Origin of the sequence: Mesorhizobium sp. M0751 (genome assembly GCF_040320265.1) — a bacterium.
Taxonomy (GTDB): Bacteria; Pseudomonadota; Alphaproteobacteria; order Rhizobiales; family Rhizobiaceae; genus Mesorhizobium.
This window is the reverse complement of sequence record NZ_JAMYPH010000011.1, coordinates 94,229-119,171: the sequence shown is the minus strand read 5'-3', so window position 1 is coordinate 119,171 and position 24,943 is coordinate 94,229. Positions and strand designations below refer to the sequence as shown.

24 protein-coding genes are annotated in these 24,943 nt (G+C 63.7%); 1 reads left to right on the top strand and 23 read right to left on the bottom strand.

All coding sequences use genetic code 11. The features are described 5' to 3' along the window. Positions 1-18: 18 nt before the first annotated feature. The 13 genes from NKI19_RS18395 to NKI19_RS18335 all read right to left on the bottom strand — a co-directional run bounded on the left by NKI19_RS18395 (position 19) and on the right by NKI19_RS18335 (position 12,247). A complete protein-coding gene (locus NKI19_RS18395) occupies positions 19-1,092 on the bottom strand; it encodes a hemolysin family protein (RefSeq protein ID WP_352488147.1) in 1,074 nt (357 codons plus the stop codon). 28 nt (positions 1,093-1,120) lie between these two features. Continuing rightward, on the bottom strand, positions 1,121-1,618 hold the full coding sequence (ybeY, locus tag NKI19_RS18390; protein WP_352488146.1) for an rRNA maturation RNase YbeY: 498 nt from the start codon (positions 1,616-1,618) through the stop codon (positions 1,121-1,123). Between the two features lie 17 nt (positions 1,619-1,635). Continuing rightward, the gene (locus NKI19_RS18385; RefSeq protein WP_473556448.1) at positions 1,636-2,628 is read right to left on the bottom strand and encodes a PhoH family protein; all 993 of its coding nucleotides are present in this window, start codon (positions 2,626-2,628) and stop codon (positions 1,636-1,638) included. A gap of 83 nt (positions 2,629-2,711) precedes the next feature. Beyond that, positions 2,712-4,121 (bottom strand): tRNA (N6-isopentenyl adenosine(37)-C2)-methylthiotransferase MiaB, encoded by a 1,410-nt coding sequence (gene miaB, locus NKI19_RS18380; protein WP_352488144.1) that lies wholly within the window; start codon positions 4,119-4,121, stop codon positions 2,712-2,714. A gap of 63 nt (positions 4,122-4,184) precedes the next feature. Then, positions 4,185-4,985: a lyso-ornithine lipid O-acyltransferase gene (gene olsA, locus NKI19_RS18375; RefSeq protein WP_352488143.1), complete on the bottom strand. Its 801-nt coding sequence runs from the start codon at positions 4,983-4,985 to the stop codon at positions 4,185-4,187. 21 nt (positions 4,986-5,006) lie between these two features. Then, positions 5,007-5,501 (bottom strand): ribosomal protein S18-alanine N-acetyltransferase, encoded by a 495-nt coding sequence (gene rimI / locus NKI19_RS18370; protein ID WP_352488142.1) that lies wholly within the window; start codon positions 5,499-5,501, stop codon positions 5,007-5,009. Then, positions 5,501-6,178: a tRNA (adenosine(37)-N6)-threonylcarbamoyltransferase complex dimerization subunit type 1 TsaB gene (gene tsaB, locus NKI19_RS18365; protein WP_352566256.1), complete on the bottom strand. Its 678-nt coding sequence runs from the start codon at positions 6,176-6,178 to the stop codon at positions 5,501-5,503. Before tsaB ends, rimI begins: the two co-directional genes overlap by 1 nt. Before the next feature lie 157 nt (positions 6,179-6,335). Next, positions 6,336-7,442 (bottom strand): DUF1513 domain-containing protein, encoded by a 1,107-nt coding sequence (locus tag NKI19_RS18360; protein WP_352488564.1) that lies wholly within the window; start codon positions 7,440-7,442, stop codon positions 6,336-6,338. A gap of 2 nt (positions 7,443-7,444) precedes the next feature. After that, entirely contained in the window at positions 7,445-8,518 is a 1,074-nt protein-coding gene (locus tag NKI19_RS18355) for an imelysin family protein (RefSeq protein ID WP_352488140.1), read from the bottom strand. Beyond that, the gene (locus NKI19_RS18350) at positions 8,518-10,017 is read right to left on the bottom strand and encodes a di-heme oxidoreductase family protein (protein ID WP_502899309.1); all 1,500 of its coding nucleotides are present in this window, start codon (positions 10,015-10,017) and stop codon (positions 8,518-8,520) included. Before NKI19_RS18350 ends, NKI19_RS18355 begins: the two co-directional genes overlap by 1 nt. 120 nt (positions 10,018-10,137) lie before the next feature. Beyond that, positions 10,138-10,623 (bottom strand): bacterioferritin, encoded by a 486-nt coding sequence (bfr, locus tag NKI19_RS18345; RefSeq protein ID WP_023676883.1) that lies wholly within the window; start codon positions 10,621-10,623, stop codon positions 10,138-10,140. Then, positions 10,589-10,900: a (2Fe-2S)-binding protein gene (locus tag NKI19_RS18340; RefSeq protein ID WP_023676882.1), complete on the bottom strand. Its 312-nt coding sequence runs from the start codon at positions 10,898-10,900 to the stop codon at positions 10,589-10,591. The genes bfr and NKI19_RS18340 overlap by 35 nt, the downstream gene beginning before the upstream one ends. Before the next feature lie 54 nt (positions 10,901-10,954). Beyond that, on the bottom strand, positions 10,955-12,247 hold the full coding sequence (locus NKI19_RS18335) for an imelysin family protein (protein WP_502899308.1): 1,293 nt from the start codon (positions 12,245-12,247) through the stop codon (positions 10,955-10,957). 422 nt (positions 12,248-12,669) lie between these two features. Here NKI19_RS18335 and NKI19_RS18330 point away from each other — a divergent pair, with 422 nt between their 5' ends. Continuing rightward, the gene (locus NKI19_RS18330; RefSeq protein ID WP_352566258.1) at positions 12,670-13,923 is read left to right on the top strand and encodes an NAD(P)/FAD-dependent oxidoreductase; all 1,254 of its coding nucleotides are present in this window, start codon (positions 12,670-12,672) and stop codon (positions 13,921-13,923) included. Between the two features lie 2 nt (positions 13,924-13,925). Here NKI19_RS18330 and NKI19_RS18325 read toward each other — a convergent pair whose 3' ends face one another. The 10 genes from NKI19_RS18325 to NKI19_RS18280 form a co-directional block, all read right to left on the bottom strand. Next, entirely contained in the window at positions 13,926-15,203 is a 1,278-nt protein-coding gene (locus NKI19_RS18325) for a 4-aminobutyrate--2-oxoglutarate transaminase (protein ID WP_352488137.1), read from the bottom strand. Positions 15,204-15,517: 314 nt separating this feature from the next. After that, positions 15,518-16,264, bottom strand: coding sequence for an ABC transporter ATP-binding protein (locus NKI19_RS18320; protein WP_352488136.1), 747 nt, complete (start codon positions 16,262-16,264; stop codon positions 15,518-15,520). Then, positions 16,261-17,094: an ABC transporter ATP-binding protein gene (locus tag NKI19_RS18315; RefSeq protein ID WP_352488135.1), complete on the bottom strand. Its 834-nt coding sequence runs from the start codon at positions 17,092-17,094 to the stop codon at positions 16,261-16,263. The genes NKI19_RS18320 and NKI19_RS18315 overlap by 4 nt, the downstream gene beginning before the upstream one ends. Continuing rightward, positions 17,091-18,011: a nickel transporter permease gene (gene nikC / locus NKI19_RS18310; RefSeq protein WP_292653972.1), complete on the bottom strand. Its 921-nt coding sequence runs from the start codon at positions 18,009-18,011 to the stop codon at positions 17,091-17,093. Before nikC ends, NKI19_RS18315 begins: the two co-directional genes overlap by 4 nt. Next, the gene (locus NKI19_RS18305; RefSeq protein WP_352488134.1) at positions 18,008-19,075 is read right to left on the bottom strand and encodes an ABC transporter permease; all 1,068 of its coding nucleotides are present in this window, start codon (positions 19,073-19,075) and stop codon (positions 18,008-18,010) included. Before NKI19_RS18305 ends, nikC begins: the two co-directional genes overlap by 4 nt. An 18-nt stretch (positions 19,076-19,093) precedes the next feature. After that, positions 19,094-20,737, bottom strand: a complete 1,644-nt coding sequence (locus NKI19_RS18300) for an ABC transporter substrate-binding protein (RefSeq protein WP_352566260.1) — start codon at positions 20,735-20,737, stop codon at positions 19,094-19,096. A gap of 201 nt (positions 20,738-20,938) precedes the next feature. After that, entirely contained in the window at positions 20,939-22,210 is a 1,272-nt protein-coding gene (locus NKI19_RS18295) for a lytic murein transglycosylase (RefSeq protein WP_352566262.1), read from the bottom strand. 179 nt (positions 22,211-22,389) lie between these two features. Then, on the bottom strand, positions 22,390-22,995 hold the full coding sequence (recR, locus tag NKI19_RS18290; RefSeq protein ID WP_352448580.1) for a recombination mediator RecR: 606 nt from the start codon (positions 22,993-22,995) through the stop codon (positions 22,390-22,392). Positions 22,996-23,384: 389 nt separating this feature from the next. Beyond that, entirely contained in the window at positions 23,385-24,323 is a 939-nt protein-coding gene (locus tag NKI19_RS18285) for a cell wall hydrolase (RefSeq protein WP_352488130.1), read from the bottom strand. Between the two features lie 291 nt (positions 24,324-24,614). Next, entirely contained in the window at positions 24,615-24,938 is a 324-nt protein-coding gene (locus tag NKI19_RS18280) for a YbaB/EbfC family nucleoid-associated protein (RefSeq protein WP_352488128.1), read from the bottom strand. Positions 24,939-24,943: the final 5 nt, after the last annotated feature.

Here is a 24,943-nt window from a genome sequence, read left to right as displayed (position 1 = left end):
CTTGGCTCCAAACAAACCCTAAGCCTGCTCGGTGCGGACGGCGCGGCGGCGCCGCTCGCCCTTCAAGGTCTCGACGATGCGCACACGCTTGACGCGGCGCGGATCGGCGTCGAGCACATGGAACTCGAAGCCGGGTATGGCCTGCACCACTTCGCCGCGCGCCGGCACCCGGCCAAGCGTGTTGAAGATCATGCCGCCGATCGTGTCGACATATTCGCCGTGCTCGCCGGCAGCGAAATCCTCGCCGATCATCTTGGCGACGTCGTCGATCTCGGCTTTGCCGTCGACGATGAAGACGCCGTCGCCGGCCTGGGTGATCATCGGCTCGTCCTCGTCATGCTCGTCCTCGATGTCGCCGACCACCATCTCGACGATATCCTCGAGCGAGACGAGACCGTCGGTGCCGCCATATTCGTCGATGACCAGCGCCATCTGGGTGCGCGTCGTCTGCATTCGCCCCATCAGGTCGGAGGCGAGCATCGACGGCGGCACGAACAGCACCGGTCGGATCAGGTTGAGATCGCCGATGGTGCGCGCCAGATCGACCTGGGCGAGATCGAGAACCGTCGCGACCGGAGTTTTCTTGGTCGTCCTGCCCTTTCTGACGCGGGCGACCTTGGTAATGTGCGCCAGCACGTCGCGGATATGAACCATGCCGCGCGGGTCGTCGAGCGTCTCCGAATAAACCGGCATGCGGGAGTGGCCGGACTGTTCGAACAGCCCCAGAAGGTCGCCGAGCTTCGTCGTGATCTCGACCGCCTCGATGTCGGCGCGCGGCACCATGACGTCCTCGACCCGCACTTCGCGCAGGCGCAGGATGTTGTTGAGCATAGCGCGTTCGCCGGGCGAGAAGGATTCTGCATCGCTCGCCGTTTCGGCAAGCGCACCGGCAATCTCCTCGCGCAGGCTGGTGCCGTTGCGGTGCCTGAAAAGCCCGAGCACGCGATCGAACAGGGAAGGACCGGCAGGCGATGCCTCGCTGGCGAAGCTGCCGGTCGTGGTACTCGGACTCGAGCCCTCTTCCGTCGTTTCGGAAGGCTTGATCGCACTGCCGGCGTCGGAGCGGGCGGCAGTCTCTGGTTTGTCGTTCATCATCGTCCGGTCAATTGGTCTTTTGTAATTACGTGTAGGGATCGGGAATGGCAAGCCTCGCAAGTGCTGCGCGCTCTGTCGCTTCCATCAGTTCCGCTTCGGCATCCGTTTCGTGATCATAGCCGAGCAAATGCAGCAGGCCATGGATGACGAGATGGGAGATATGGTCCTCGACGGGCTTGTCTTCCAGTGCCGCCTCGCGCGCGACAGTCTCGGCGGCCAGGACGATGTCGCCGAGCATCGGCGGCAGAGGCCCGCCCCTGGCAAACGGAAAAGCCGGGAAAGACAGGACGTTGGTCGGCTTGTCCTTGCCGCGCCAGCCGGCATTGAGCGTACGGATATGCGCATCGTCGGAAAAGACGATGCTCAGTTCGGAACGGCCGTCCGCGCCGGTTTCGGCAAAGGCGGCCGAGACGGCACTGTCGACAAGCCGCATCAGCGCCGCCTCGTCGGGCCAGTCGCCCGCCGCGATCGCCATATCGATTTCGACGGAAAGCAGTCCCCCCGCCTTTTGCTCCTCAGCCATGCGGCCGCATAATCATATCAGCTTTCGACACCCAAGCCCCTGGCCAGCTTGCCGTCACGGTCGTAGGCCTTGACGATCTCGGCGACCAGCGGATGCCTGACGACGTCGCCCTCATTGAAGCGTACGGTCACCATGCCGGTGACGCCGTCGAGGATTCTCAGCGCCTCGACCAGGCCGGACTTGGTGTTCGGCGGCAGATCGATCTGGGTCGGATCGCCGGTGACGATCATGCGCGAGTTCTCGCCTAGCCGGGTCAGGAACATCTTCATCTGCATCGGCGTGGTGTTCTGCGCCTCGTCGAGGATGACGGCGGCGTGCGCCAACGTACGGCCGCGCATGAATGCCAGCGGCGCGATCTCGATGACCTCGGCGGCAATCGCCCGCTCGACCTTGTCGGCCGGCATCATATCGTAGAGCGCGTCATAGAGCGGCCGCAGATAGGGATCGACCTTCTCCTTCATGTCACCCGGCAGAAAGCCAAGCCGTTCACCGGCCTCGACCGCGGGGCGCGACAGCACGATGCGTTCGACCATGCCGCGTTCGAGCAGCATTGCCGCATGCGCCACCGCCAGATAGGTCTTTCCGGTGCCGGCCGGGCCGATGCCGAAGACGAGTTCCGACCGCTCCAGCGCGCGCATGTAGGCGTCCTGGTTGAGCGAGCGGGCATAGATGGTCTTCTTGCGCGTCGATATCTGGGCGGCGGACACCTTGCCCTTGCGCTCCAGCGTCGGCAGCGTCAGCTGGTCGTCGGAGGCGATCGCCATGCGTACGGCGCCGTCGACATCGGACTGGCCGATATCGGTGCCCTTCTGCAGAATGCCGTAAAGATTGTCCAAGGCACGGCGCGCCTGCTCAGCGGCCGAAGAGGAGCCCTTGATGGTCAATTGATTGCCGCGCGAGCGGATGTCGACGCCGAGCTTCTGCTCGAGCCTGGCCAGATTCTCGTCGAACTGGCCGTAAAGGGCGCTGGCAAGCTTGTTATTGTCGAAAGTCAGTACGATGTGCGCCATATCCGAGGCCCCGGAGGGTAGATTCTGGGGCAGGTTCTTGACTTCAGCAGCGCTCAACCGTCTCTCCTCATCTGCCGAGGCCTTCAGGCCAATTCGGCGAACAGGCTGTTGTAGCCCGTCTTCGTGATTCGTACCTGGATAATGTCACCGATTTCGCCGGCCTTTTCATCAACAATAACCGGCTGCAGCCAGGGCGAGCGGCCAACCTTCTGGCCGGCCTGGCGGCCGGGCTTTTCGATCAGCGTGTCGATAGTCCTGCCGACCAGGCTTGCGCCGAAATGCTGCTGCTGTTTCAGAAGCAGCGCCTGCAGCCGCTGCAGGCGCTCGTCCTTGACGGACTCCGGCACGTGATCGCTCATCTCCGCGCCCGGCGTGCCGGGGCGCGGAGAATATTTGAACGAGAAGGCCGAGGCATAGTTGACGTCTTCGACCAACTGCATCGTCGCCTCGAAATCCGCTTCCGTCTCACCGGGAAAGCCGACGATAAAATCGCCGGACAGTGCGATGTCGTTCCGTGCGGCACGGATGCGGTCGATCAACGTCAGATAGTCCTTGGCCATATGCCTGCGGTTCATCGCCTTAAGTATGCGGTCGGAGCCGGATTGCACCGGTAAATGTAGATAGGGCATCAGTGTAGGCAAATCACGATGGGCGGCGATCAATTCATCGTCCATGTCGCGCGGATGGCTGGTCGTGTAGCGCAGCCGCGCCAGACCTGGAATCTCTGCCAGCCTGAACAGCAGCCGGCCAAGGCCCCATTCCTCGCCGTTTTCACCTCTTCCGTGCCAGGCGTTGACGTTCTGGCCGAGCAGCGTCACCTCGCGCACGCCGGCATTCGCCAGGCGCTCGGCTTCGGCGACGATCTGTGCCACCGGCCGTGAGACTTCCGAGCCGCGCGTATAGGGCACGACACAGAAGGTGCAGAATTTGTCGCAGCCTTCCTGAACGGTCAAGAACGCCGTCACGCCGCGCCGGATCAGCTCGGCGCGCTTCGGCAGCGGCAGATGCTCGAACTTGTCCTCGACGGCATAGTCGGTCTCGACGATCTTTTCGCCGCTCCGCGCCCTCGCCAGCACACCGGGCAGCCGGTGGTAGGTCTGCGGACCGATGACCAGATCGACGGCCGGCGAGCGGCGGATGATCTCGGCACCCTCGGCCTGCGCCACGCAGCCGGCGACCCCGACCAGCATTTCGCGCCCGGCCTTGGCACGTTCCGCCTTCAACTCACGGATGCGACCAAGTTCGGAATAGACCTTTTCCGCCGCTTTCTCGCGGATGTGGCATGTGTTGAGCAGCACCAGATCGGCCTCGCCGATGGCGTCGGTCGCGGCATAACCGTCGGCCGCAAGAGCATCGGTCATGCGCTGCGAATCGTAGACATTCATCTGGCAGCCATAGGTCTTGACGAAGACCTTCCTAGTCGCGGCAGCCGGAACGACCAGGTCTTCGGCGGCAGCGCCGATGTCGTCGCGTTCTATCGTGTTCAATTCCATTTCGCGGCTTCTAGCGCCTTTCCCCGACAAAAAACAGACGAATCTGCCCGGAACCCGCGCAGACTACCGGCTCGGGAGCGGTTCGGCGAGCGCCGCCTGCACCATCTCGCGCACCTGGCGTTCCATCTGCTTTGCCGTCTCCTTGCGGCTGGAGCCCTTGGAGAAAGCAATCGCCTCGCCAAAATGCACTTCGACGTCGAGAGCGCCCTCGGCCATCAGCACCTTGAGGTGCGGCATCAGCTCCTCATCGCCAATCCAGGCGGCAACCGGCCGATGCCGGCGGCCGAGCGGCACGCCATGCAGGCGCGTATAGACGATCGCCACCGGCTGGATGAAGACCTGTTCGGCCGCCCCTTCAGCAATCGCCATTGTCGCGGCGCCGAACAGCGTGCTCTTGAACGGCAGGATCATGTTGCCGTCGCCGGTCGAGCCTTCGGCGAACAGCACCATGGCGTCGCCCTTGGCCATGCGGGCGGCGATCTCGCTCGCCTGGTCGCCCGATGAACGTTTGCGCTCACGTTCGATGAAGACGGTGCGCTGCAGCTTCGACAGCATGCCGATCAGCGGCCAGCCGGCCATGTCGGCCCTGGCGATGAACGTCACGTCGACCATCGACCCCAGCACCATGATGTCGGTCCAGGAGATGTGGTTGGCGGCAACCAGCAATGGGCGCTGGCCGGACAGCGCCCCCTTGACATGGATGCGCAGCCCCAGCGCCCTGACGATCATCCTGTGCCAGATCTTCAGGATGAAGGTCTCGCGCCAGAACCCGGTCTTCATCGACAGGACCTGCAGCGGCACAAGCACCAAGGAGCCGACGACAACCAACCCAAGCGCCAGGAAAATCCTGATTTTTCCGATCATCCGCACCACCCCGGCGTTTGGCTAGCGAAGATCGCGGCGCATAACAAGCGCGCCGGTCGGGCCGTGTTCCGGCGACTTGTAATAGTTGGCGCGCTTGCCGACCTCGCGGAAGCCGAGCCGCCGGTAGAGCGCAATCGCGGCGACATTGATCTCGTCGACCTCGAGGAAAAGCGCCTCGGCGCGCTGTGCGTGCAGTTCACGCAGCACCGCATCCATCAATTGCCAGCCGAGCCCCCGGCGCCGATGCGAGCGTGCCACCGCGACCGTCAGGATCTCCCCCTCGCCGGCCGCCAGCCGCGCCAGCACAAAGCCGACCGGCGGCTTGGCGCCCTGTCCGGTCTCGCGCGCGGCATAGCCGAACACCGTGTCCTGCTCGAGCAGCGCGGCGAATTCGTCGTCGGTCCACGGCCGCGCGAAATCCTCGCGATGCACCACCGACATTGCCGTGCTGTCGGCAATCGTCAGCGGCTCGATCGCGTAGTCCCTGCGACGCGGCTGGAGGAAGGGAATGCGCATCAGTTTTTTTGCCTCGACAAAACAAAGCCGGCCTGCGGCTTGGCGTCCGCGCCGCGCAAATACAACGGCTTCGGCTTTTCACCATCGTCTTTAGCAGTCGCCAGCCGGGCATAGACGGCGATGTCGGCGGTGGCCCCTACCGGGCCGGTGTCAAAAGCGCGCCCGACCGAGGCGGCAATTTGCGACGTCGCGGTGCCGGCAAGAACCGCAGAGCAGTCGACCGCGATGGCGGCGGCTTGCGAAAGCGTGGTCACCGAGGGACCGTAAATCAAAACGGATGCTTCATCGTAAAGTGCCGCATGGATTTCCTCGCGCCCTGCATCGAGCGCGGCGAGAACGGCGCGGCCGGGAAACGTTACTCTCGCTTGCGCCGCCAGTGCTTCCAGAGTCGTCACGCCGATCGCCGGGATTTTCAGCGCCAGCGCAAGGCCGCGCGCCGCCGAGACGCCGACGCGCAGACCGGTGAAGGAGCCCGGACCGGTGGAAACGGCAATGGCGCCGAGGCCGGTAAATTCCGTTCCCGCCGCCTTCAATGCCCCTTCGATGACACCCATTAGATGCTCAGCATGACCCTTACCGAGATCGTGCACCGAACGGCCGAGCTCTTTCCCGGCCGCCGCGTCGTAGACGCAGGCGGCGCAGAGATTGGCGGCACAGTCGATGGCAAGCAATTTCATGAAGCGGCCGGTTGAGACAGTTTCGAAACAAGTTCCCTCTGCCCGCCAGGGCTGATCCCCGCAAGGGAATAATGGATAAATCGTCAGGCGACCTGGCTTCGGCGCGGGCCAAAATGTAAGTTTCAACGCACGCAATCGCCACAATAAGTATCGGGACTTAGCCGACCTGCTCGATACGCACCACGTGATTGTCCCAGACATAGTCCGGCTCGGAACGTATCGAGCCACCGGCCTCGACGATTTCGCCGGCGCCGGTCGTCGCCATGAAACTTTCCGCATCGGGTGCAACGCCGCAGACCTCGACCAGCGCCTTGGTGGCGACGATGCGGCCGCTGGCCGCGTCGATCACGGCAAGCGAATTCCCTTCAGGCGAAGACACGGCGATGGTGCCGGCGGCAGGATTGGCGGCGACCGAGCCGATATAGTTCCTGAAGCCGGAGAGCACGTCCTGCGACATGTCGAGCAATTTCAAGTCCATGCCGCGCGCCGCGCGGCCGACCAGCGGGGGACGATCGGTACCCGGCCCCCTGTACTGACAGCCGAACCAGACGGTGCCGGAGCGGTCGGCATCCATATGGCGGATCGACAGTTGGTGCAGGGCCGGCGGCAATTCGTGCTTTTCGATGAGATCGCCGGTAAGGCGGTCGACCAGAACATAGGAAGGCTTCATCGTTGCGATGTTGAGCTCGGCGCGGCCATAATCCGGATGCGTCTCGATGCCGCCATTGGCCACAGCAATCGTCCTGCCATCGGAAAGCAGCAAAAGCTCGTGCGGGCCCGTGCCGTAGGTCGGGAACTCGCCGATGCGCTTGAATTTCGCATGCGCGTCATAGACGCCGACGACGCCGGCGGCATTGTCGAAATCGTTCTCGGTTGCGTAGAGCAGCGTGCCATCGGGCGAAAACACGCCATGGCCGAAGAAATGCCGGCCGGCAACGCTGGCAATGGTGTGCGGTTCATCGCGGCCGGTATGGTCGAAGACGACAGCAAAGGTGCCCGGCTGCCTGGCAAACACCACCGAATGCTTGGACACCGGGTCGAAGGTAACGTCGTGGCCTCGATCGGGCAGATCGATCGTATGCAACAACTTGCCGGCCTCGGACAGGACGGCCGCGCCATAGCTGCCGTCGCGCTTGACGAAAGCGGTGGCGAAGACCGCCTCGGCGTCGAGTGTCTTTGCCCATGCCGACGGCGCCATCGCCGCGACGAGACCAGCGCCCGCGGCCCTCAGGAAATCGCGCCGATCGATCAGCGGCGTCCTCATCATCAGTCGCCATCCAGTGACGAGAACCCGGCAGTCAGGCCGAATTCGGCGGTCAGCCTGGTGCCGATCAGGGTCGTCAGGCTGGATGTCACCAGTGAGAAATAGTCGAGCTTCCGGCGCAGCGCCGGATCGGCAAGTGCCTTGTCGATCGGTCCTCTGATCGCCTTGGCCGCCTCGATCCCGTTGGTGAGCTGGATGTGAACCGATTCCGCCATCCAGCGCGCATCGGGCGGCAGCGCGTCGCCAAGCTGCGAGGCCTGGAACAGCGCGTCCATGCCCGCCAGATTCCCGGTCAGCGAGCGGGCGGTGTTTTGCGAGCGCCAATAGATCGCCTGTTTCGGTTTATCGGCCTCCGGCTTGGCACCCAGGAAGCCCTTCAGGCGTACGTCGCGGACCATTTCCAGTTCGTTGATGAAGACGCCGACCAGTTCCGTCACCGCTTCAGTGCCGTTGTGGTAGAGCGCGTTCTGCGGACCGGGATTGGCCCAGAACGCGGCAAAGCCGTCGGGCTTGTTCCAGGCGTCGCTGACCTCGCCGGCGATTGCCTCGACATTGCCGGCGATGGCCGCACCGTAGGCGCAGCGATAGGCGTCGTCCCTGCCGGCCAATTGACCGGCGCTGTCGCCGTAGAGGACGAATTCCAGTGCGCCGAGCCCTTGCATGGCGACGCTCTTTGTCGCCAGCTGGGCCGGATCGGCGGCGGTCGGATCCTTACCGGCAAGTGCTGCCTGCACCTGCTTCAGGCCGATGCTCTTGCGGTCCGGCCAAAACAGCATGCGCTCAAGCCGGTTGTTTTCCGCGATCGGCCCGAAACGGATGATTTCCACCACCGACCAGGCATCCACGACACCCGAGAATTCGGCGCGCGCCGCATCGAGATTGTCTTGCGAGGGCGTCTGGCAAAGCGTGTGCATGGCCTCGGTCAAGCTGTCCGCATGGTCATGCAGCCTGGCATAGGCCGGGCGGACGAACCCTTCGATCGCCCGCTGGACCACATCCGAAGCCTTCACCGCCGCGGATGCCGGCAGCGCACCGGCGAGGACCAGCATCAGAGCGAATGCAAGACGCTTCCGCATCAGAGCGACTCCAGAAACTTGATCAGCGCGGCGCGGTCGGCCGCTTCGGCAGCGGCAAAGCGGTCACGCGCCTTCTGGCCCTCGCCGCCATGCCACAGAATCGCCTCGGCCAGGCTGCGTGCGCGCCCGTCATGCAGGAAGAAGGTGTTGCCGCTGACGGTCTGGGTGAGCCCGATGCCCCACAGCGGCGGCGTGCGCCATTCGCTTCCCGTGGCCTCGCCCACCGCCTGTCCGTCGGCAAGGCCGGGTCCCATGTCATGCAGCAGGAAATCGGAATAAGGCCAGATCAGCTGGAAGGCCTGCGCCTTGTTCGGGGTGCCGCGACGGGTCACGAATTTCGGCGTATGGCAGGAGATGCAGCCCATATCGTAGAATAGTTTTTTGCCGGCGAGCACGTTCGGTCTGTCGAGATCGCGCCGGGCCGGCACGGCAAGATTTTGCGAATAGAAGGTCACGAGGTCCATGACCGGCGGCGGCGCTTCGACCGGACCGAGGCGCTCCTGCACACCGTTGGGTAGGGCAAGGCAGGTCTTTTCCGCGGCGCTGCAATCGCCCCAGTGCTTCGGCACCTCAGGCGTCGAAATGCCGATATCGCCGGCAAAAGCGTCCGCCGATTGCTGGCGGATCGATGCCGCCTGCGCTTTCCAGCCGAAACGGCCGAGCGTCAGTTCACCGCTGCTGCCGTCGCGAATCATATTGGGCCTGCCGGAAATCCCGTCACCATCGCGGTCGGTCGCATCGGCACGCGCAAGGATGTCGGCAGGAGCGATCTGCTCGACCAGGCCAAGGCCGATCATCGGCGGCGTCATGCGCGGCGACAGCGTGGTGTGTGGATCGAGCGGCCCGTAGGCGAGACCCTCGACCGAATAGCTCGGCTTGCGCAGCGACACCGTGCTGCCGTCCGCCAGTTTTACTTTTTGCTCCTGATAATCGACATGCATCCTGCCTTCGCCCTGCAGGCCGGGTACCGCCAATTCCTGCAATTGCGTGCCGTAGACCGGGTCGGGGAAGTTGAGCACCTTGTGATCGGCGAGTGCGGCTTTCTCCTCACCGGTACTGGCTTCCCTTGCCAGGCGCAGGAACATCGAGGTGGTGCCGCTGTCGCCTTTGGGCGGATGGCCGCGACCGTCCTTCAGATGACAGTTCTGGCAGGCGCGCTCGTTGAACAGCGGACCGAGCCCATCCGAGGCCTGTGTCGAGGATGGCGACGACACCCAGTTCTTGCGGAAAATGGCATTGCCGAGCTTGAAGGTACCCTCTTCCTCGAAGCTGATGTTGGCGGAGGATTGCGAGAAGGCGTCCTTGTTGACGTCCTTCTTCGAGGTGCCGGCACCGCCCTGCATCAGCTCGAATTGCTCGGGCTTGGAGAAATCGCCGGTCGGCCTGATGATGGCGATGACGCGCGCCAGATCCTTCGGCGTCAGATCGGTGCGGCTGGTGGCAAGCCCCGCCGGTTGCGGCGCCCCGGCCAGCGCCGAGGCCGTGAGCGTCGCCACCATTGCAAGAAAAGCGCCGCGAAGGATACCGTATCGCGGCTTCTTCTGAGGCGGCAGGCCGCAACCTTCGGCCGGCCGCAAGCGGCGCATGAACTCTAGGGGGCGCCGCATTCCGGCATATCCTTATTCCGCCTCGTCGGCCGATGCTGCGTTGAGTTGGCCGTATTTTTCCTCGCCGATCGAGGCCAGCAGGTCGAGTTGCGTCTCGAGGAAGTCGATGTGACCTTCCTCGTCAGCCAGCAATTCCTCGAATAGCTTCATCGTCACGTAGTCGCCTGCCTCGTTGCAAACCTCGCGCGAACGCTTGTAGGCGGTGCGCGCGTCATATTCGCCGGCAAGATCGGATTCGAGCACTTCCTTGACATTCTGCCCGATGCGCAGCGGCGCCACGGACTGCAGGTTCGGATGGCCCTCGAGGAAGATGATGCGCGCCACGAGCCGGTCGGCATGGTGCATTTCCTCGATCGATTCAGCGCGTTCCTTCTTCGCCAGCTTGGCGTATCCCCAGTCTTCCAGCAGCCGGAAATGCACCCAATATTGATTGACCGCCCCAAGTTCCAGAAACAGAGCCTCGTTAAGCCGCTCTATGATCTGCTGTTCGCCTTTCATGGGTTCTGCTCCCGTATTGGACGCGCAGGCCTCTGACGCGATCCAGGTGTGAAACGATGTCCACGCCACTCGCCGCCGAGCGGGCGTGGTAATTTTCGGTGACCCGAATGATCGTTTCGACCACATTTGGGAAGCAGCCGCAACAGCGACCGCGCTTGTGCATGGCATGATAGACCTTCGCCGGCACGATCAGCTGCCAGGGGTCCTCATCCAGCAGTCCGACGATCGTCTGCTCTATCTCCTTTTCGGTGATGATGTTGCAATGGCAGATCAGCATTTGTCGCTCTGGCTGACGGCGCTCATTGCGCCGCGTGGCTGGTGGTTTCGAAGTTTACTGGAACACCTTGTCCGGTGAATCGAGGCTGTCCGAGCCCTCGAAGGCGATCGCATTGAGCTTCAGGGTGCCGACGGCGCGTTCGACCGACTTGGTCTGATCGACCAGCGCGTCGATCGCCGCCTGCACGGTGGCATTGCCTTCCGTGTTGCCTTCTCCGATCTGCTGGTCATAGGCCTCGCCGGCAAGTGCCCGCGCCTTGATGGCCTCCATCTTGGCGATGGTGACATCAAGCTTAGCCGACAATTCCTTGTCGATCGCCGGATCGGCTTGCCTGACCATGTCGGCCACCGACGGCCCCTCGACGACCGTACCGTCAAGCCGCGTGTAGCTGCCGTGATAGGCGGCACGGATGCCGATCGCGTCATAGAGATGGGAGTTGTAGGTGTTGTCGGAGAAGCAATCGTGCTCCTCTTCCGGATCGTGCAGCAAGAGGCCGAGCTTCATCCGCTCGCCGGCGAGCTCGCCATAGGACAGCGAGCCCATGCCGGTGAAGATGGTCGAAATGGCGGCGTTCGGCTCGCCATCGACAAGGTCCTTGCGGGCGGCGCCGCCTTCCTTCCAGTCGTTGACCATGTCCTTGAGATCGGAAACCAGAAGGTCGCTCGCCGATTTCAGGTACTGTCCGCGGCGGTCGCAATTGCCGCCGGTGCAATTGGTGAGGTCGTAATCGGTGTAGGGCCGCCCGCCGGCGCCCGGACCGGTGCCGTGCAGGTCTTGCCCCCACAGCAGGAATTCGATGGCGTGATAGCCGGTCGCGACATTGGCCTCGATACCGCCGGCCTCCTGCAGGGTGCCGGAGAGGAACTCCGGCGTCAGATTGGTGGCGTCGACCTTCTTGCCGTTGATCTCGATCGACTTGTTGGCGATCACATTGGCGGTGTAGAGCGCGTTGGCGTCCGACTCGGTGCCGTAGCTCTTGGCGACATAGTCGATCAAGCCCTCGTCGAGCGGCCAGGAGTTCACCTTGCCTTCCCAGTCGTCGACGATGGCATTACCGAAGCGATAGACCTCGGTCTGCTGATAGGGAACACGCGATGCCTTCCAGGCCTCGCGGGCGGCGTTCAGCGTTTCGGCAGATGGCTTGGCGAGCAGTGCATCGACAGCCTTGTCGAGCGCCTCGGCGGTGATCAGCGAATCCTCGTATTTGGCAAGCGCGATGTCGGAGTAGGTCTTGATGACCGCCTTGGCATCGGTTTGCGCCTTGGCCGGCAGCACGAACACCGCCGCCGTCAGCATCGCGGTGGCGCCGATCGCCGCAAGCCTGCCGCCATACCGTGCCGTGATCATCGTTCTCATGACTGTCTCTCCTCGGGAATTAATGAAATGCCGGCGCCGCGGCGGGCAGCTGCCAGCGGGCAAGAAGGGTCGCGCCATCGCGCGGTTCGCGGAAGAAAGACACCGAAATGCCTCCAATCGAAAGGGTTCAAGGCCCAGACATCAAAGGGATGCGCTAACGCGCGAGCTTCCATAAAACGGTGAAGACGCCGGATGTCAACTGGGGGCGTAGAAAAAATTCAATTGAAACAATAGTTTAGAATTATTCTAAACTAGAACTGTCAACTTTAACATCGATGTATAGGGAATGCCGGCGCATGACGCAGTTGACAGGCGGCCGTTCCGGGTGCGACCCGGATCGGCGCTCTTGCGGCGGCGCCGGACAATCGCCACCTGGCGGGACGTCCTAGATTTGGATGAGGAATCGGGCTGTTATGAAGAACGGGGTCGTCATTGTCGGTGCGGGTCATGCGGGCGTGCAAGCGGCCGCCAGCCTGCGCGAAGAAGGCTATGACGGCCCGGTGATCCTGGTCGGCGACGAAAACGAATTGCCCTACCACAAGCCGCCGCTGTCGAAGACCTTCATCAAGGATCAGCAAGCAAAGCCGCAGCCGTTGCGCGGCGAAGCTTTTTATACCGGCAGCGCCGTCGACTTCCGGCCAGGCATCCGGATCGAGCGGATCGACGTGGGCGGCCGCAGGCTGGAGATGTCAGGTGGTGGCGTGCTGCCGTTCGATGGGCTGGTCCTCGCCACCGGCGCGCGGCCGCGCCTGCTGCCGCTGCCGGGTTCGGAGTTTTCCGGCGTTGTGTCGCTGCGCTCGCTCGGCGATGCCCGCCTGATCCGCGAATTGAGCGCGCAGAGCGAGGAGATCGTCATCCTCGGCGGCGGCTTCATCGGCCTGGAGATTGCCGCAACGCTCACCGCGGCAGGCCGCAAGGTTACGGTGGTCGAAGCGGTCGACCGGCTGCTCGGCCGCGCCGTGGCGCCGGTCATCGCCGGCCATGTGCGCCAGCGGTTGGAAGCCACCGGCGTGCGCGTCCTCACCGGCACCACCATTGAACGGCTGGAGGGCGAGAACCGCCGTGTTTCGGCTGCAATCACCTCATCCGGCGAAAGATTGCCGGCGCAGATGGTCGTCATCGGCATCGGCGTCGTGCCGAATGTCGAATTGGCCGAAGCCGCCGGCATTGCCATCGCCAACGGTATCCGCGTCGACCAGCAGATGCGCACGTCAGTGCCGGAAATCCTCGCCATCGGCGACGCCGCCTCCTACCGGCACTGGTTCACCGGCGGCGACGTGCGGCTGGAATCGGTACAGAACGCCACTGACCAGGCGCGGCTCGCCGCGCGCACGATCGTCGGCCACGCCGACAATTACTCCGCAGTGCCGTGGTTCTGGTCCGATATCGGCGACATGAAGCTGCAGATGGTCGGCCTGATTGCGGGCGGCGACAGCCATGTCGTACTGGGCGACGTGGCCGAGAACAAATTCTCCATCTACCATTATGCCGGAAGCCGGCTGCTCGGCATCGAATCGGTCAACCGGCCGGGCGACCATATGCTTGGCCGCAAGATGCTCGGTGCCGGTTTTTCGCCGTCGCCACAGATTGTCGCGACCGGGCCCGACGGGCTGAAGGCGGCGCTCGCCGCCTTCCAGCAGACAGAGCCTGCAAGAGCGGCGGGATAGCTCTAGGCGGCGCGGACCTCTCGGATCGAACTTTCCAGGATGTCGAGCGCCTCGTTCATGACGCCATCCTGGATGGTGATCGGCGCGAGGAAGCGGATGACGTTGCCGTAGACGCCGCAGGTGAGCAGGATCAGGCCCTTGTCGAGCGCCTTCAGCCGGACCGCATTGGCGAGTTCCGGCGACGGCAAGCCCTTCTTAACATCGTTGAACTCGACAGCGTTCATGAAGCCGGGGCCTCTGATATCGACGATCTCCGGCGCTTCGTCGCGGATCGATTGCAGGCGCTGCTTCAGACGGTTGCCCAGCGTGTTGGCGCGGTCGCAGAGCTTCTCTTCGTCGATGACGTCAAGCACGGCATGCGCCGCGGCAACGCCGATCGGGCTGCCGCCATAGGTGCCGCCGAGCCCGCCGGGGTTCGGCGCATCCATGATCTCGGCACGCCCGGTGACCGCCGCCAGCGGGAAGCCGCCGGCCAGGCTCTTGGCCATGGTGGTGATGTCGGCTGCCACCTCATGGTGGTCCATGGCGAGCATCTTGCCGGTGCGGGCAAAGCCGGTCTGCACCTCGTCGGCGATCAGCAGCATGCCGTGCTGGTCGCAGATCTTGCGCAATGCGGTCATGAAGTCGCGTGGCGCCTCGTAGAAGCCACCCTCGCCCTGCACCGGCTCGACGATGATCGCGGCGACGCGGGCCGGATCGACGTCGGCCTTGAACAGCCGATCGAGCGCAACCAGCGAATCAGCGACCGACACGCCGTGCAGCGCCACCGGGAACGGCGCATGGAAGACATCCGCCGGCATGGCGCCGAAGCCGACCTTGTAGGGCACGACCTTGCCGGTCAGCGCCATGCCCATGAAGGTGCGGCCGTGAAAGCCGCCGGAAAAAGCGATGACCGCCGGCCGGCCGGTGGCGCTGCGGGCAATCTTGATGGCATTCTCCACCGCCTCGGCGCCGGTGGTGACGAAAATCGTCTTCTTGTCGAACTTGCCAGGCAGCATGCCGTTCAGCCGTTCGGCCAGCCTGATATAGCTCTCATAGGGCACGACCTGGTAGCAGGTGTGGGTGAAGCGGTCGAGCTGCGCCTTGACCGCTTCGATCACCTTCGGATGACGGTGGCCGGTGTTGACGACAGCGATGCCGGACGAGAAATCGATGTAGCGGCGGCCTTCCACATCCCAGATCTCCGAGTTTTCGGCGCGATCGGCATAGATCTGCGTGGTCATGCCGACGCCGCGCGAAATCGACTGGCTCTTGCGTTCGGAAATGGCTGAATTTGTCATCGTATCTCTCACCGGGCCGGCGCCCGCTCTCGTTTGATGGCTGTCGAGACTCTTCTGGGCTTATTTCAGGTTTTCCTCAAGTTGGCACTGGCGGCGGGTGATTGGGCCTGTCGCCGTTAAGGTCGTGTTCTGTCGCGCCCCCCTCTGTCCTGCCGGACATCTCCCCCACGGGTGGGGAGATTGGCCGTCATCTCGGCTTTCGCCAATCTTGAACGTTGAAAGAGGAGCGGGACGGCAAAGCTGCCGATCTCCCCACTTGTGGGGGAGATGGCCGGCAGGCCAGAGGGGGGCGCGACAGAGCGGGGCGTGGGGATCTACACTCTGACAAATCCTTCGCTCGCCCGCAGTAGATTGCGCGTGTAGTCCTCGGTGACGCGGCGCTCGACGAGGTCGCCGGCGGTGAGGTGCTCGACCGCCTCGCCGTTCTGCATCACCATCAGCCGCTCGCACATGTGGGTGATGATGGCTAGGTCGTGGCTGACCATCAGGAAGGTCAGCTTGCGCCGCCGCCGGATCTCCTCCAGCAGGTTCAGCACCTCGGCCTGCACCGAAGCGTCGAGCGCCGAGGTCGGCTCGTCGAGCAGCAGGATCGACGGTTCCAGAATCAGGGCGCGCGCGATCGCCACGCGCTGGCGCTGGCCGCCGGACAATTGATGCGAATAACGAAAACGGAAGCCGGTTCCGAGCCCAACCTCGTCCAGCGCCCGCTGGATGCGCTTTTCGCCATCGGCAAAGCCGTGGATGGCGAGCGGCTCCTGCAGCAGGCGGTCGACGGTCTGGCGGGGGTGCAGCGAACCGTATGGGTCCTGGAAGACCATCTGCACCTCGCGGTAGAACGCCTTGTCGCGGCGCGCGCCGAGCGTTTTGCCGTTGACGGTAATGGTGCCCGATGCGGCCGGCGCCAGGCCGGCGATTGCCCTGAGCAGCGTCGACTTGCCGGAGCCGGACTCGCCGACGAGGCCGAAGGATTCACCGGATTGCACCTCGAGGCTGACGCCTTTCAGCGCGCGGAAGCGGTCGAACGTCACGTCCAGCCTGTTGACGGAAAGGGCTGCCGTCATGCCGCCCACTCCGGCTTGCGGTCGAGCACCGGCAGCGGGTGGCGGTCGGCGCCGATCTTGGGCATGCAGTTGAGCAGGCCGCGCGTATAGGGATGCTGGGCACGGCCGAGCTCGGAGGCCTTGAGCTGTTCGACCACCTTGCCGGCATACATGACGATGACACGATCGCAGAAAGACGAGACCAGGCGCAGGTCGTGCGAGATGAAGATCAGCCCCATGCCGCGCTCGCTGACCAGCCGGTCGAGGATGCCGAGCACGTCGAGCTGCACGGTGACGTCGAGCGCCGAGGTCGGCTCGTCGGCGATCATCATCTCCGGCCCGGCGATCAGCATCATGGCGATCATGGCGCGCTGGCCCATGCCGCCGGAAACCTCGTGCGGATGCAGGTCGAAGACACGGGCCGGATCGCGGATCTGCACAGCCTCCAGCATGGCCAGCGCGCGGTCGCGGGCTTCGGCCCTGGAGACCTTCTCATGCGTACGCAGCGTCTCGACGATCTGGCGGCCGATGCTCATCACCGGGTCGAGCGAATATTTCGGATCCTGCAGGATCATGGCGATACGCTTGCCGCGCAGCGCGCGGCGCTCGCGCGGCGACGCAGCCAGCAGGTCGATGCCGTCAAAAGCGAGCGTCTTCGCGGTCACCTCGGCCTGCGGCGGGGTGACGCCCATGATGGCGCGGCCGGTCTGCGACTTGCCCGAACCGCTCTCGCCGACGATGCCGAGCCGCTCGCGGCCGAGCGAGAAGGAAACGCCGCGCACCGCCTCGATCAGGCCGGTGCGCGTCGGGAAGGTAACGCGCAGGTCGTCGACGTCGAGAAGCGTGCTCATTGGTCACCGCTTCGGGGGTCGAGTGCGTCGCGCAAGCCGTCGCCGAGCAGGTTGAAGCCGAGGCTGACGATGAGGATGGCAAAGCCCGGCGCGCCCGCAACCCACCACTGGTCGAGCACGAAGCGGCGGCCCGATGCGATCATCGCGCCCCATTCCGGCAGCGGCGGCTGCGCGCCGAGGCCGAGGAAGCCGAGGCCGGCGGCGGTCAGGATGATGCCGGCCATGTCGAGCGTCACCCTGATGATCAGCGAGGAGATGCAGAGCGGCATGATGTGGCGAAGCACGATGCGGAATGGCGAGGCGCCCATCAGCTGCACGGCCTTGATGTAATCGGAATTGCGCACGGTCAGCGTTTCGGCGCGCGCGATGCGGGCATAGGGCGGCCACGAGGTGATGGCGATTGCCAGCACGGCATTTTCGATGCCGGGGCCGAGCGCGGCGACGAAGGCCAGCGCCAGGATCAGCTTCGGAAAGGCGAGGAAGATGTCGGTGATGCGCATCAGGATCGCATCGGTCCAGCCGCCGGCATAGCCGGCAACGGTGCCGACCAGCAAGCCGATGGGCGCGGCGATGATGGCAACCAGAATGACGACGTAGAGTGTCCAGCGCGAGCCGAAGATGATGCGCGAATAGATGTCGCGGCCGAGATCGTCGGTGCCGAACCAGTGCGCAGCACTCGGCGCCAGCAGCCGCGAGCCCTTGAGGTCGCCGAACGTCGGCGAATAGGGCGCCAGCACATCGGCGAATGCCGCGACCACCAGCAGGGCGATGATGATGAGCAGGCCGGCAAACGCCAGCCGGTTGGCGGAGAAGCGCCGCCAGGCCACATAGGCGCGGCCGAGCCTTGCCTGCACGCGCGACGCCGGCCGCTCGCTGAGCAGCCAGTCGCGGCGGGTTTGAATCGCTTCGGTGCTCATCCCGCCTTGGTCCTTGGATCGAGCACCCGGTAGAGCAGGTCGGAGAATAGGTTGATGGCGATGAAGACCGAGCCGATGATGATGGTGCCGCCGAGCACGGCATTCATGTCGGCATTCTGCAGCGAGTTGGTGATGTAGAGGCCGATGCCCGGCCACGAAAACACCGTCTCGGTCAGCACCGAGCCTTCGAGCAGCCCGGCATAGGACAGAGCGATCACCGTAACCATCGGCACCGCGGCGTTGCGCAGCGCATGACCCCAGATGATGCGCGTTTCCGACAGGCCCTTGGCGCGCGCCGCGACGATGTATTCCTGGGTGAGTTCGTTCAGCATGAAGGAGCGCGTCATGCGGCTGATGTAGGCGAGCGAGAAATAGCCGAGCAGCGAGGCAGGCAGGATGATGTGGCGGAAGGCATCGGCAAATACGTCCCACTGCCGTTGCCAGAGTGCATCCAGCAGGTAAAAGCCGGTAATCGGCGTGAACGTGTATTCGTAGACGACATCGAGGCGGCCGGGAAAGGCGACCCACTGCAACTTGGCATAGAACAGCACCAACGCCAGCAGCCCCAGCCAGAAGATCGGCACGGAATAGCCGACAAGGCCGATGATGCGCACGATCTGGTCGATGATGCTGCCGCGCCGCACGGCGGCCAGCACGCCGAGCGGGACGCCGATCACCGAACCGATCAGTGTCCCCAGCGTCGCCAGTTCGAGCGTCGCCGGAAAGGCGCGGCGGATGTCCGTCATCACCGGATTGGTGGTCAGCACCGAGGTGCCGAAATCACCGTTCAGGGCATGTTTGACATAGATGTAGAACTGCTCGACCAGCGGCAGGTCGAGGCCCATTTCGCGACGCGTGCGTTCGACGACATTGGCCGGCGCCCGGTCGCCGAGCACCGCCAGCACCGGGTCGATCGGGATCACGCGGCCTATGAAGAAGGTCACCGCGAGCAGACCGAGATAGGTCGTTATCGCGATGACCAGGAACCTGGCGATCGATGAGGCCACGGCAACGGCGCGGGCGCCGCCGCGCCCTGCCGTCACTTCGCTTTCAGCCACACTCATACGGCGCGTCCGCCGGCATCACTCCTTCGAGACGGGGCCGACGAAGTTTGTGTCGAAGCTCGGGCCGAGTGCAAAGCCCTTGAGGTTCTTGCGCAGGCCGGCCACTTCCAGCTGCTGGTGGATGATGACGAACGGGCTGGTGTCGAGGATCTTCTTCTCGAGATCCTGGTACATTGCGGCGCGCTTGGCCGCATCCTTCTCGAGCAGAGCCGCTTCGGTCTGCTTGGTCAGGTCCGGAATGTCCCAGGCGTTGCGCCAGGCCAGCGTCTTGGTCTTGCCTTCATCCGAATTGTCGGGGTTGCTGGCAAAGGTCTGGGCGTTGGAGTTCGGGTCGAAATAGTCCTGGCCCCACTGGCCGATATAGATGTCGTGGTTGCGGGCGCGGTATTTGGTCAGCGTCTGCTTGCCGTCGCCGGGGATGATCTCCAGCTTGATGCCGGCCTGTCCCAGCGTCTGCTGGATGGATTCCGCCATGCCCGTCGTCGGCTGCCCGGTGCGCACGTCCATGGTGACGCTGAAGCCGTCGGCGAGACCCGCCTTGGCCAGCAGTTCCTTGGCCTTCGCGACGTCCAACTTGAACGGGTTCTCGTCCAGTTCGCCGAGCACGCCCTTGGGCAGGAAGGTCTGGTGGATCTCGCCGATGCCCTTGAGGATGGTCGAGCTCAAGGCATCGTAGTCGACAAGATATTTGAAGGCCTGGCGAACCTCGGGCTTGGCGAGATTCGGGTTCTTCTGATTGAGGCTGATGTAAAAGACCGTGCCCTTCGGCGCTGAGGTGGTGGTGAGGTCGGCATTCTTGGCGATCGCGTCGAGATCGTTCGGCTCGAGATTGCGGGCAACGTCGATGTCGCCGGCTTCCAGCGCCAGGCGCTGGCCGGAGCTTTCCTTCATGTTGCGATAGATGACCCGCGCAAGCTTTGCCTTTTCACCGTTGTAATTGTCGTTGCGCTCGAGGACGACGGCCTCGTTGGCGCGCCATTCGCGCAGCTTGAAGGCGCCGGAGCCGGCATAGCCGGTCTTCAGCCAGGCATTGCCGAAATCATTGTCCCATTTGTAGTCGGCGCTCGGCGTGACCGCGGCGACATGCTCCTTGACCAGCTTGGCGTCGACGACCGAGGCGACCGTCGCCGACAGGCAGTTCAGCACGAAGCTCGGCGCATAGGCCTTGTCGACGGTGAACTGGAACGTCGTATCATCAACAGCCTTGGCCTTCTCGGTAACGTTGCCGCCATCGATGCCGAACTGGCCGATGATAAAGGCCGGGCTCTTGTCGAGCTTGATGGCGCGCTCGAACGAATAGGCGACGTCCGCCGCCGTGATCGGATTGCCGGAGGCGAATTTGAGGCTGGGCTTGAGCTTGAACGTGTAGGTCAGGCCGTCGTCGGAGACGCTCCAGCTTTCGGCGAGATCGCCTTTGACCTTCGAGGTGTCGCTGAGGTCGAGGCGCACCAGGAGATCGTAGGTGTTGCCGGTGATCTCGGCGGTCGACAATTCGAATGCCTCGCCCGGATCCATGGAGATGATGTCGTCGATGGCGAAACCCTCGACCAGCGTGTCGGCGGGCGTGACCGCGAAGGCAGGCGCACCGGCCAGAAGCAGCGCGGACATGGCCGCGCCCGCGAGCAAGAAGCGGGAGCGTAGAGCAAACTTTTCCATCATCATATTAACTGTTCCCTGTTTTTGTTGACCTGAGTTCCCGGCTCAGGGTTGTGGCATTTCTTGCCGCGTCGAACGGTGATCCCCGGACCGTTGTCTTGGCAATTTTTTGTGCGGTTCCGGTTCACCATATCCGGCGGTTTCGAGCGCGGCAACGAGCATTTGCAGAACGGTCGATTGGGCCAGACCGGCGGTGCGAAAATCCGGCTATTTCAGCGCGGTAACCAGGTCGGCGTCGGGAAAGCAGGTAGCGGAACGGCCGTTGCTGGCCTGCCATTTGCCGATCGAGCGGCGCGTCTTGAAGCCAGGCAGGCCGTCGGCGCTGCCGACATCGTAGCCCTTGGCTTCCAGCACCCGCTGCAGGGCGGCGATGTCGGAGCGGTAGAGCCCGCCGACTGCGCCCCAATTGCCCGAGAAATTGCTGTCGCCATGGGCGATGCGATCGGCGCCATGGCCGATGAACAGGGCATAGAGATCGCTGGTGTTATACTGCTTCAGCACATAGAAATTGGGAGTGACGATGAAGGCCGGGCCGCTACGCCCGGCCGGCATCAAAAGAAAGCCGTCGGCCTTCAGTTCGCTCGCCGGGAACGGTTTACCCGACACACGCCTGATACCCATATCAGCCCATTGCGAAATCTTCCTGCCCTGGTCCGGACCTTCGAGCGAGCACGAGACGCTTTCCGGCACCGTCACCTCGAAGCCCCAGCCGCGGCCCCTGACCCAGCCATAATGCACGAGATAATTGGCGATCGATGCCAGTATGTCGGGCGTCGAATTCCAGATGTCGGTGCGGCCGTCGCCGTCGAAATCGACGGCATGCTTGAGGAACGATGTCGGCATGAACTGCGGCTGGCCGAGCGCGCCGGCCCAGGACGATTTCATCGCACCGACCGGGGCAAGCCCGCGCTCGACGATCTCCAGCGCCGCCAAGAGCTCGGTGCGGAAGAATTCCTTCTTGGTCGACATGAACGCCTTGGTGCCCAGCACCTCGAAGGCGTCATAAGGCATCTTCGCCGCGCCGAAGCCGCTCTCGCGGCCCCAGATCGCCAGCAGCACTTCGCCGGGCACGCCGTAGCGTTTCTCGATCGCGGCCAGCGTGCTCGCATTGGCCGCCTCGCGGGTGCGGCCGCCGGCCGTCACCGCACGAACTATCTTTTCGGCGAAATAGGCTCCGGGCGAACCGAATTCGGCCTGATGCTGCTTCTGCGGCGTCGTCGCCTTCTCGCCCGGCTTCACCAGGTCGGGCAGCTGGAGGTTCGGCTTGACGCCGTCGAAGGCGGCATCGAAGGTTTTCCTGGAGATGCCTTTGGCCTTGGCTTCGGGCCAGAGGTCGTTGCCAAGCCAGGCGCGGAACTGGTCGTCGATCTTTGCCGCGGAAGCGGGGGTGGCGAGGAGGAAGGCAAAGAGGACTGCGAGAAAGATCGCCAATCCGCAAAGCCGACGTTCCGTCGCGCCCCCCTCTGTCTTGCCGGACATCTCCCCCACTTGGGGGGAGATTGCCAGCTTTGACGGCGGCGCCTTTTCTCCGGCTTTGGAGGTTAGCGAAAGCCGGCGTGACGTCCGATCTCCCCCCTCGTGGGGGAGATGTCCGGCAGGACAGAGGGGGGCGCGACAGAAGGCAATCATCTCAGAACTACCCTTCCCCGCAACCCGCCTCAAAACACCGTCCGCGAGCGCAGCGCTGCGGCCAGCGTGCCTTCGTCGAGATAATCAAGCTCGCCGCCGACCGGAACACCGTGCGCCAGGCGCGTCACCTTGATGTCGAAGCCGGAAAGCTGGTCGGTGAGATAATGTGCGGTGGTCTGGCCCTCGACCGTGGCGTTGACGGCGAGGATCACTTCCTTGACTTCGCCGCCGGCGACGCGATCGACCAGCGAACGGATGTTGAGCTCATCAGGACCAATGCCGTCGAGCGGCGACAGCGTACCGCCGAGCACATGATAACGCACGTTCATGGCGGTCGCCCGCTCCAGCGCCCAAAGGTCGGCCACGTCCTCGACGACGATGAGCGTAGTGGGGTCGCGGCGCGGGTCGGTGCAGATCATGCATGGATCCGAGGTATCGACATTGCCGCAGGTCGAGCAGATGCGCACCTTGTCGACCGCCTCGCCCATGGCGGCGGCGAGCGGCGCCAGCAGCTGCTCCTTCTTCTTGATGAGGTGGAGCGCGGCGCGCCGTGCCGAACGCGGACCGAGCCCCGGCACCTTGGCCAGCAGCTGAATCAGGCGTTCGATCTCGGGACCGGCGATTCGCTTCGACATCGCACCGGTTTAGACCATGATCCCGAAAAGTGGAAACCGGTTTTCGGAAAAGATCATGGTCAAACAAGACGATAGAGCCCCATTCCGAACTATCGGAATGGATCAGGCTCTAGGATTTTTCAGCGGGTTTTGGAACACTCCTGAGGCGCGCGCTGTTCAACGCGCAACGAGGCAATCGCTTTAGGTTTGCGCCGCCCCTCATTGCCCTGCCGGGCATTTCTCCCCGTATAGTGACGGGGAGAAAGGGCCAACCGCGACCTCGGCACCCTTTTTGCAGCGCCGGAAATTGGCGAAGTCCTTGGCAAAGGCGTACTTCTCCCCGTCACTATACGGGGAGAAGATGGCGGCAGCCAGATGAGGGGCGGCGGCGCCCTCAACAATCGACCGCCTCAGTTTTCTTCCAGCGGCCGGGTCTGGCCGGCGATCATAGCGCCGATCGCGTCGGCGTTCTCGGGCGTCGCCTCGAACGACATTGTCGGTTCCGCCGGCGCGGCCTGGAAGGAGGTGACAGGCCGGGCGCTCACGGTCCCGCCAAAACGGGCCGCATCCGGCTCCTGCATTGGTTCTTGCAGCGCCACAAGTATCGGCTTCTCTTGAGTCGGCTTCTCCGGGGTCGCCATTCCGGCAGTCACCCTGGTCTGCTTTGCCGGCTGCGATGCAGCGGCGGTCACATAGGTTGCCTTGGCAAATGTCGGCCTGGCCTCGCGTGCCGGCTCCGCCGAGGCGACAAGTATGGCCTGAGCGGCAGGCGCCTGCGGCTTGGCCTGGGCCACGGCGACCACCGGTTCGTCCGGCAGCGGCTGCCAGTTGCGGCCGCGCTTTTCATAGAAGGCATTGCCGCCGGCGACCATGGTGTAGTGCATGTTCTTGTAGGGGAAGCGCAGGCCGGCGGTGTGGAAATACATGGTGTTCTTCAGCTTGGCCTTGCGCTCGCCCTTGAGCACCGCCTCGGCGGCTTCCTCGACATCGGGCATCGCCTTCGAATTCATCGGCCGTGTCATGACGCCCGGCGCGAACTGGCCGCGCTCGCCAACCACTTCGCAGATGGTGCTGCCGTGCTTGCCGGACCGGAGCCGGTTCATCACCACGGTGCCGACCGCAATCATGCCGTCACGGCTCGAGCGGTTGGACTCGAAGAACATCGCCCGCTCCAGGCATTCCTTCTCCTTGGGCGTGGAATTGTAGGAGCGCGAGCTCAGGAAACCCGGCGTAATGGCATCGGTCAGGCTGGACATGCCGTGCGAGGCGGTCTGACTGCAAGCGGCCAAAAACAGCGGCGAGATAACGACGCCGAGCCGCAACGGCGTCTTCCATCGGGTAGAGATCAACAGGCGTCCCCTCATTCTGCTGCCAGCCCGCCCCTGGTTGCGGCAAGAATGAGACACTTTCAGGCAAAAAGATGGCTAAAGCGTTATTAAGTGTGGGGCGTTGCCCAATAGACACAGCTGGCTGGTCAGCAAGCGTTGGGCCGCTAAAGGCTTCGGCCACTGTAACGGCATCCCGATTGACTAATAGCGCGTCGCGTTCGACCGGCCTCATGCGACGCGTTTTAGGTTCTTGTTTTGATGCATGTCATTATCGCAAAACCCCTGCACACTTTTGCGCGACATGCATTAGCCTTAGAACGGCAGCTTCATTCCCGGCGGGATCGGCAGTCCCGCAGTCAGCGCCTTGGTCTTCTCCTGCATGGTCTGCTCGACCTTGGTCCTGGCGTCGTTGTGGGCAGCGAGGAGCAGGTCCTCCAGAATCTCGACCTCGTCCTCCTTGAACAGCGACGGATCGATCTTCAGCGACTTCATCTCGAATTTGCCGGTCAGCGTGACGCTGACCAGGCCGCCGCCGGCCTGCCCGGTGGCTTCCAGCATGGCGATCTCATCCTGCATGGCCTGAAACTTGGCCTGCATTTCCTTTGCCTTGCCCATCAGGCCAAGAAGATCTTTCATCGCAC

What these genes read in the sequence shown, in the direction of transcription:
- NKI19_RS18355 (WP_352488140.1), bottom strand. Translation starts at nt 8,518, where the DNA reads ATGCGGAAGCGTCTTGCATTCGCTCTGATGCTGGTCCTCGCCGGTGCG.
- NKI19_RS18340 (WP_023676882.1), bottom strand. Translation starts at nt 10,900, where the DNA reads ATGCTGATCTGCCATTGCAACATCATCACCGAAAAGGAGATAGAGCAG.
- recR (WP_352448580.1), bottom strand. Translation starts at nt 22,995, where the DNA reads ATGTCGAAGCGAATCGCCGGTCCCGAGATCGAACGCCTGATTCAGCTG.
- nikC (WP_292653972.1), bottom strand. Translation starts at nt 18,011, where the DNA reads ATGAGCACCGAAGCGATTCAAACCCGCCGCGACTGGCTGCTCAGCGAG.
- NKI19_RS18315 (WP_352488135.1), bottom strand. Translation starts at nt 17,094, where the DNA reads ATGAGCACGCTTCTCGACGTCGACGACCTGCGCGTTACCTTCCCGACG.
- ybeY (WP_352488146.1), bottom strand. Translation starts at nt 1,618, where the DNA reads ATGGCTGAGGAGCAAAAGGCGGGGGGACTGCTTTCCGTCGAAATCGAT.
- bfr (WP_023676883.1), bottom strand. Translation starts at nt 10,623, where the DNA reads ATGAAAGGCGAACAGCAGATCATAGAGCGGCTTAACGAGGCTCTGTTT.
- NKI19_RS18385 (WP_473556448.1), bottom strand. Translation starts at nt 2,628, where the DNA reads ATGGCGCACATCGTACTGACTTTCGACAATAACAAGCTTGCCAGCGCC.
- NKI19_RS18305 (WP_352488134.1), bottom strand. Translation starts at nt 19,075, where the DNA reads ATGAGTGTGGCTGAAAGCGAAGTGACGGCAGGGCGCGGCGGCGCCCGC.
- tsaB (WP_352566256.1), bottom strand. Translation starts at nt 6,178, where the DNA reads ATGAAATTGCTTGCCATCGACTGTGCCGCCAATCTCTGCGCCGCCTGC.
- NKI19_RS18320 (WP_352488136.1), bottom strand. Translation starts at nt 16,264, where the DNA reads ATGACGGCAGCCCTTTCCGTCAACAGGCTGGACGTGACGTTCGACCGC.
- olsA (WP_352488143.1), bottom strand. Translation starts at nt 4,985, where the DNA reads ATGATCGGAAAAATCAGGATTTTCCTGGCGCTTGGGTTGGTTGTCGTC.
- rimI (WP_352488142.1), bottom strand. Translation starts at nt 5,501, where the DNA reads ATGCGCATTCCCTTCCTCCAGCCGCGTCGCAGGGACTACGCGATCGAG.
- NKI19_RS18330 (WP_352566258.1), top strand. Translation starts at nt 12,670, where the DNA reads ATGAAGAACGGGGTCGTCATTGTCGGTGCGGGTCATGCGGGCGTGCAA.
- NKI19_RS18295 (WP_352566262.1), bottom strand. Translation starts at nt 22,210, where the DNA reads ATGTCCGGCAAGACAGAGGGGGGCGCGACGGAACGTCGGCTTTGCGGA.
- NKI19_RS18335 (WP_502899308.1), bottom strand. Translation starts at nt 12,247, where the DNA reads ATGATCACGGCACGGTATGGCGGCAGGCTTGCGGCGATCGGCGCCACC.
- NKI19_RS18360 (WP_352488564.1), bottom strand. Translation starts at nt 7,442, where the DNA reads ATGAGGACGCCGCTGATCGATCGGCGCGATTTCCTGAGGGCCGCGGGC.
- NKI19_RS18350 (WP_502899309.1), bottom strand. Translation starts at nt 10,017, where the DNA reads ATGGTGGCGACGCTCACGGCCTCGGCGCTGGCCGGGGCGCCGCAACCG.
- NKI19_RS18280 (WP_352488128.1), bottom strand. Translation starts at nt 24,938, where the DNA reads ATGAAAGATCTTCTTGGCCTGATGGGCAAGGCAAAGGAAATGCAGGCC.
- miaB (WP_352488144.1), bottom strand. Translation starts at nt 4,121, where the DNA reads ATGGAATTGAACACGATAGAACGCGACGACATCGGCGCTGCCGCCGAA.
- NKI19_RS18325 (WP_352488137.1), bottom strand. Translation starts at nt 15,203, where the DNA reads ATGACAAATTCAGCCATTTCCGAACGCAAGAGCCAGTCGATTTCGCGC.
- NKI19_RS18300 (WP_352566260.1), bottom strand. Translation starts at nt 20,737, where the DNA reads ATGATGATGGAAAAGTTTGCTCTACGCTCCCGCTTCTTGCTCGCGGGC.
- NKI19_RS18395 (WP_352488147.1), bottom strand. Translation starts at nt 1,092, where the DNA reads ATGAACGACAAACCAGAGACTGCCGCCCGCTCCGACGCCGGCAGTGCG.